The sequence below is a fragment of the Pararcticibacter amylolyticus genome, from assembly GCF_003130405.1.
Classification (GTDB): Bacteria; Bacteroidota; Bacteroidia; order Sphingobacteriales; family Sphingobacteriaceae; genus Arcticibacter; species Arcticibacter amylolyticus.
In genome coordinates this window covers 1-7,349 of sequence record NZ_QEAS01000045.1, presented here as the reverse complement: position 1 = coordinate 7,349, position 7,349 = coordinate 1, and the positions used below count along the sequence as shown (strand labels likewise).

At 41.2% G+C, this 7,349-nt stretch carries 4 protein-coding genes; 1 reads left to right on the top strand and 3 read right to left on the bottom strand.

Annotated elements, in window-relative coordinates:
- Positions 1-2,915, bottom strand: a 2,915-nt coding sequence (locus DDR33_RS24635; protein ID WP_158280866.1) for a hypothetical protein, incomplete at its 3' end; no start/stop codon positions are given.
- Positions 2,916-3,280: 365 nt separating this feature from the next.
- Here DDR33_RS24635 and DDR33_RS24630 point away from each other — a divergent pair.
- Positions 3,281-4,084 carry a LytR/AlgR family response regulator transcription factor gene (locus tag DDR33_RS24630; protein ID WP_109418455.1) on the top strand — a complete coding sequence of 268 codons (804 nt, stop codon included), beginning with the start codon at positions 3,281-3,283 and terminating at the stop codon, positions 4,082-4,084.
- Positions 4,085-4,465: 381 nt separating this feature from the next.
- Here the strand turns inward: DDR33_RS24630 and DDR33_RS24625 are convergent, their stop codons facing one another.
- Together DDR33_RS24625 and DDR33_RS24620 are read right to left on the bottom strand one after the other, a co-directional pair.
- Positions 4,466-4,966 (bottom strand): hypothetical protein, encoded by a 501-nt coding sequence (locus tag DDR33_RS24625; protein ID WP_109418454.1) that lies wholly within the window; start codon positions 4,964-4,966, stop codon positions 4,466-4,468.
- 2 nt (positions 4,967-4,968) lie between these two features.
- A partial coding sequence (locus DDR33_RS24620; protein ID WP_238387942.1) for an RHS repeat domain-containing protein occupies positions 4,969-7,349 on the bottom strand: 2,381 nt, incomplete at its 5' end.

Sequence of the window (7,349 nt, the reverse complement as noted above, 5' to 3'; positions counted from 1 at the left end):
TCCCCAAACTCGAAGCCGGTAAATGCAATATCGCCAGAATTAGCATTATCGGCTTTTGCTATGGTGTATTGAGCATTATTATTCCAAATATATGAGGTAGGAGCCTTTGACTTCGACTTAATTTCTAACGGATTAGCTAAATCACCAAACGCTAAAATCTCATAATCAGTTAGAAAATCATTAGATGATCTAAACCTATTTTGCTTTTTATATAAATGTGGTTTATTGTTAAACAGCCTAAACCCTGACCTTTTTGACTCAAATAAAACATTGTTAATATATCTATCAGTCTGTACCGGTATACTAGCGAAATTTCCCGACGTCTTCTTTATCGCCTGTATTCCCAGGTACTCTTCACTGGTAAGATTTCCTCCTGGCAAAGACTGGTCAGATATAATGTCGTCAGGGTAATAGTATTTCGTGATATTCTTATTTCCCTTGCTATCCCGAATCACTACTGATGACGGCGAACTAGTATATTGGCTTTGATAAGAAAAAACAGATGAACTCATGACTGGTTCTATAGCAGTATAATCGCTTTCCACTATAGAGTCAACTAAAAAAACTGCAGAAACTAGCTGATAATCACGAATTCCAATAGTACCAAAGGGGATCCTGATATCCGTCAGGTTGCCGTGAGAAGATGGTTCTCCTGTCTCAATAATCTCTTCGTCAATATTTGAATTACCGTTAGATCTATAACTAACTACCTTATGCCTTCTAAAATAAGTTGCCTGCGGCACTTTGATTTCCCTTCTTTTACTATAAGTATACGTAGTCTTTTTAATTTCATTATATGAATTATTTAGAAAAGAGAAAATAGTTTTACTAAGCAAAGTAGACTTGGAATAATAATGAGGAACAAACTTACTTATTGTAAAATAGTCATTTGAATGACTGTCGTAAAATTCTTTTACATTCGTTTCATATTGAGGAATTGAATAGTAGTAAACGTTTTTTCCTAGTTTGTTGCCATTTTCATCGGATTCATATTCCGTAATTGTCTCGTAATTTACTGGTAAATTGTACGCTGGGCGAATGTAACCGACCGGTTCAGAATAAAACTCTCGATTGCGATAACGATAAGCATTTTCTATATAAGGCAAATGGAGAGCATCATAACTGATACCATTTTGCGATGGTATATGGGTTATGAACTGAGTTATCTGATAGTCCCGAGGATCCGGCTTTCTCCAAAGCCATCCTATTCCATCCTCATTATTCCCATATTTATAAATTTTTCTCGTGTATTTATTTCCGTCAGAATGCCTTACTTCACAAATCCGGAGACCAGGCCCCTCTTCCGATTGTCCATTGGATAGCTTATAGCGGTTGGACTCATAAATAAACTCCGAATAACCTCCAGTAGGATAAAAGATTTTCCTCAACATGCCGATGCGTTTTGTGAAGTAATCCGGAGATCGCCTTAAGGGATCGCCTATTGTCCTGTTATAGTTTAACCAAGATTTCCCATCCGTTCCCAGTCTTTCAACTACCTGACTGATCGGAATGTTATTACTATAAACATTAGGATTCGCATACCCCCAATAATCTCTTCCATAACAATATGCAGCAATGTCCTTTGCATTAACCGCACCATCATAGTATTCCATCTTGTATTGATGAAATGACTGAGGATTGTTGGAGTCAACAAATGAAATATCTTTAATTGAATGTCCCTGATTATTTGGAATAGTATACCCAACTCCTATAACATCTTGATAAGAAAATTTTACTTTCTGAAGAACATCTCCTTCACTGGACTTTAGAACCACCTCGTTCAGCGAATAATAAGGTGTATTATATTCAAATGATAGTTTTCCGTTAGAGCATTCTACATCGGTTAAGTTTATTACTGGGTTTCTTTCATTACTATACGTATTTTCCCACTTGTATCCCAAGACCCCAGCTAACGTCCCCGGAAGATTTTCCCCTTGGTCATGTCCAATTTGATAGGTATCGTCACCAAGCGTTGCCTTTGCATCATAAGAAATATTTCCTCCAATGAAAAATCCGTCGCTGCCTCTCGTGGCGTATTTAAAACGCAATACATCCTGTTCGGGTGTAATTATTTTAGCAAGATACCAATTCATTGGACCCGAAATCTGAGTATCGATGCTATAATCAAGCGTTGATCCATAGGTACTGCTGTTTTCTACAATTTTCCCGAATACATATTGAACACCTTTGTCGTCCGTTATAGTGAAAACATTATTGCTGAACTGAACTCTAAAAGGAAAATAGTCCAAGAACAAAGCATTCTGACCTTCTCGCATAATAAATGAGGCAGAGATATCTTTAAAAGAAATTGTAAAAATATCATACTCAGAGTCATCTGACATACCATATGCGGGAGAAGCCCCTTCCATGCGCAACCTTCTTTCGTACTTTATAAATCTATCTCCAACAGACTGGTCTGAAGATATCGTATTAAGGTAGTCTGCTGTCTTTTCCATCAACGCGCTGTTATGCAATTCGTCAAGAATGAAATCTGATCTGCCCCGCACCTCTCTTGTTATCATTCCAAACGCTTCGAGTTTCCAATTCATCCCAAGTTCTGAATAGCTCATATCAACCTTCCGTCCGGAAGCGTGAAACCGCGCTGTCACCGGGAGTTTATAAGATTTTAAATCTAATGTAAGTAGCGGCACGCTGATGTCCACCAATCCTGTGCTGAAATTCACTGGGTAATCCCGATACTTCAGAAAGGAATTAGCCTGAGGAGAAGGCATCACATATTGTGGTTGTTGGGCAAATACTAGATTTGATAGCAATACAATAGAACATAACAGAAATACATCTCTCATATTTCTTAATCTAAAAAGAGGAGTTGCAATTGACATAATATTCATTTGAACAGGTAATTCAAGTTTAGAAGCAAAACACCATGGATAAACGATCCCAAAAAAGGGCATAATACTGAAATTTTATCGCAGGTATCATTACCGAAGCAGGCATACAACGAAATTCAAAATAAGACCAACATCGCTCACTAAATCCAAAAAAAAGACGTTCAGCTTTTATAGTACTTTATTTTCTCATGAATTTCAGCATACTTTGATACCATTCAAAATCGTTTACACCAATTGATGCATTTGAGGGATGAAAACATCTTTTCCTGGACGAAATACCTTGCCCGAAGTCATTAATCAGTAATTAAATTCCCATAACTGAAAAGCCATTAATTATTCATATAGCTATTATTAATAGGAAAAATCATTATTTTAGAGGAATTATTAACCCACAAGAAGAAAACCACTTGACACCTGTTATCTAAAAGATGATTAGCTATTTCTTAATCGGCGATAACTCGACGATAGATACCCTGACCAAATGTATCCCGACTTTTTCTATGGATAAGCTATCGGGTTCGTCTATGGATATATTAACCGGATTCCGAAAAATTGTTCGAACCAAGCCTGATGTTGTTTTTATTGATACCGATTGTGTACAGATCAAGATTGAAGAACTCAGTCTACTTAAACAGTTGACGATGATTGTCATCATCTCAAATAATCATTTTGTCAGAACAAGAAGAAGATCTCAGCGTCTATCAAACGATCATTATTCTCATTATGCATTCTTAGGAGTACCAAAGATTGAGGCTTCAGCAAGCATTCAGGAAGAAACGAAGGTATATGCAGACCAACTAGAGACTCTAGCTAAAATGAATATTCCAACTGAACAAAAGGCTTTGATCAAAAACAATGACGTGCTTTTCCTCCGAACTAATCAAAAAGGCATAAAAGGATGTCTTGAAGTTCCTATAAGGATGTCGAATATTGTTTTCGTTGAGGCGGTAAAGAATTATTCACACTACCACATAGCTAATGATACAGTTCTTTCAGCCCACTCTTCCCTGAAAGACACCGAGAGCAAACTCCCAGCTTATTTTATACGAATCAACAAGTCATTTATCGTTAATGCTGAATACATTTCAGGGATAGAAGCAAGAAACTACCTGATATTAAACAACAACCCCAAAATAAAAATCCCCATTGGCCCTACTTACCGAAATATGTTTAATAAATGGAAAACAGAACGTGGCAGATCCATAGATTTTAAATGTCTGCATGCATACTAAGAATCATTAACTACGCGGTTCAAATCTATCTAATTTCGTATAAGCAGTGACATGAATTTAACGTTAGCAAGTAAGCCGTGCCTTGCATTTTCATGCAGCAACCCGTTGTATGGTTTAATTCGCCAGGGCATGTTTTAAGAGATTGATGTGTTTGCCATTTTTGAGATTAACGAACTGCATAGCCCCTACGCTGCTGATCGTAGATGTGCACATCATGTGCGATGGCAGCCGTAGTGCCTATGGAAACAGGAGCACCGGCCCGGGAAATAATGAGCTACCTGGCCTGCGGGATATCTGTATGAATCAATATTGGGATACACAAAATTCAACACACTACCTTAGGGATACACCTGCACCAGCTTGACAGCTAAGCCAGATCGATTAATTGTATTGCACTTCTTTTTTATATACTCTTTTTATTTGGTCACTTTTATCGTCAAATACAAATAAGTAACGAGTACTAGTTTGAAATAATCTATCCTTCGCATACCTACCAGTGCCATTTAGCAGTTCAGCTATTAAAAGATTGTCGTACACCTTTGAAAAGTAAAGAATTACATTCGAACTTACATTTCGCGTCTTCTCTATTTCAAGCTTATGTTTAACTGGAGCAAAGTATCTAACGTTATCTAAGCTATCAAGGTTTCTCAACATTGAATCTCTTGATAAATTGCACTCTTCACTCAATTCTTCAAAGAAGATAGACATATCTATATACACTACTGAATCCGCGATATTTACACTTTTTCCTTTAATATCTGAGTCATTGATAATGTAATTATAGGCTGATTCATACCTAGATGATGTTGTTAGCCTTCTGTTGTTTACAGCACAAGCATATAAGCTAACACTTAATAAAAGACATCTTAATAGAACTTTCATGCTTAAAATTTAATATACATATCTGTTGCGGCAGGCACAATTCCTCTTTGCAAGTTACTAGAGGCACCTGGATTAAAGGGCAAATAAGCAGGACCTCTAGAAGTTAAGCCTATTGCTTGATAAGACGATCTTTGACCATAGTTCCCTCCATTATTGTTTAGTTCAGACCTTATTACATTCATTTTATCTACAGTGGCCCCTGTAGGGCCAAAGCCTGCAGATGTTGGTGGATCAGTTAATCCTCCACCAAATCCGGAATGAATTAATTCATGCATAAAAGTCATACCAAAGCCTAGTGTTCTTGAATCAACATTTGTTGCTCCATTTATAAAGCTATTTATCTGGGTTGGATTAATATTAACCATATTTCCTCCGACTGCAGCACTAGAACCGCCAGTTGTTATTCGAGCATAGGCTGTTGATGTATTATCAATTGCAGAGACTATCAAATTACGTGCTTCTGAGCTTCCTGCTTCTACCAATGTGTTACCTCCTTGCCCAGAAGTAACATTTACAAAAGGAGCTCCAGAGGTTGGATCTTTCAAATAACTTAATTGGCCATTTGCATCAACAGAAAGAGACAATCCTGTTTGAGATTGTAAATCAGTTAGTGTAGTAGATACATGACTAGTTTTATTATTAGTGTCATACCTCTGCATCAATGACACATTAATACTATCTCCATTAACATCAATATTCTTTATTGGATTATTAGCTCCGTATTGATAAGTAGAAAGAGAGTGGTATTTCTCTGAAAACCTGTCTATCACATTCCACCTCCCAATCACCGGGTCATAGAACCTTGCCCCGTAATCATACTGGTTCATCCCCAGCTCCGTCTGCAGCTCCTTCCCGTTGTACTTGTACCGGTTGTCAGGGCTCGGCGTCATCCCGTTATGGTTCATCTCCATCCCGAAGGCATAGTAGTCTGATAACTGGATAATGCTCCCGTCCTGCTTCACCACTGCACGGGTGTTACCCAGGTGGTCTTTTAGCATATACTCATAGCTGTAGTTTTCTCCGCTCTTTACGGCCCGCCCTTCTTCGGTCTGGATGAACTCGATCTGCCCGTCATTCCCGTATTCGATCCCCCCGATATAGTCCCGGTTCCCGCCTGTGGCTTCTTTCCTGAGTTTCCGTCCGCTGGCATCGTAAAGGTACGTAATTGTCTGGTTACTTCCTGTCTGGGCGACCGTCTTAGGGAGGTTGAGTTCATTATAGCTGACCGTCAGCTGCTTTTTGCTGTCACTGGCCAGGTTGCCGTTGTCGTCGTAGGTGTAATTGGTGGTGCCTGCGGGCTGGCCTTCATTGCTGCTGCTGCCGTCTGTCAGGCTGGCCAGCCGGTTGCTTTGTCCGCTTTCGTCGTAGCTGTAGGACAGCTGGTCGGTCTTCCCTGTCCCGTTGGAGGTCCGATCCAGGCTCTGGATGTTGCCGGCTTTGTCATAGCTGAGCTGCTCGTTGAAGTAACCGGTCTTGCCGGGGGTGGTGTAGGCGGCCAGTTCCAGGCGGTTGAGTTTGTCGTAGGTGTAGTCGTAGCTTTGCTTCTCCTGGGGAAAGCCGCTGCTGGCGGGGACTTTTGTCTGCCAGCTGAGGGAGGAGATATTGCCGTTATACTGCTTCCTGGTGGCGTCTGCATGGTCATTGTACTGCAGGTTCATCCCGAATACCCGTTCTGCGGAGAGGCTGCCGGGGTCATTGATCTGTTTGAGCCAGCCCCGCTCGTTGTACTGGTAGGCGATCTTCTGGAGAAAGGTATTGCCCTTGTCTTTTGAGTGCAGACGCTTTTCTTTGAGCTGGCCGATCTCATTATAGGTATTCTGCGCGAGCAGTACCGTGTCCCCGCTGCCGATGGTTTCCCAGGTGTTCACCTTGCGTCCCATATGGTCGTATTCATACAGGGTAAAGATCTTTACTTGTTCGGTGCTGTTTACTTTATGGTGGCGGGTGCTGGTGAGCAGTTCATCGGTAAAGCTGTAGGTATTGTCGGTTTCGTCGTAATTGCCTTCCGACAGGGTGCCGCCCTTGTAGTGCTGGACGATGCTCTTGGTGACCCGGCCTTCGTCGTCGTAGTAGTTCACGCTCCACAGCATGTGGGCGGGGTTGTTCAGCACGGCGGTACGGGTGGCGGTCAGCAGGCTGTGGATCATCTGGCTGCCGTTCCGGGTGTACCCGGAGGGAAGGCCGGGGATGTTATAGTTGTCGTAGTAGCTGACGGTCAGGGGGGTAGTGAGGTTCTGGGGGTAACTGACGATCTGGTAGTCGGTCCCGGGGGTACGGCTGTCGTACTGGGGGGCGGCATAGACGAGGGCTTTCAGGGCGGCGGGGTCTATGGCGGTATTGCCATTGTTCCACAGCCCGGTCATGATCACACGGCCCAATCCGT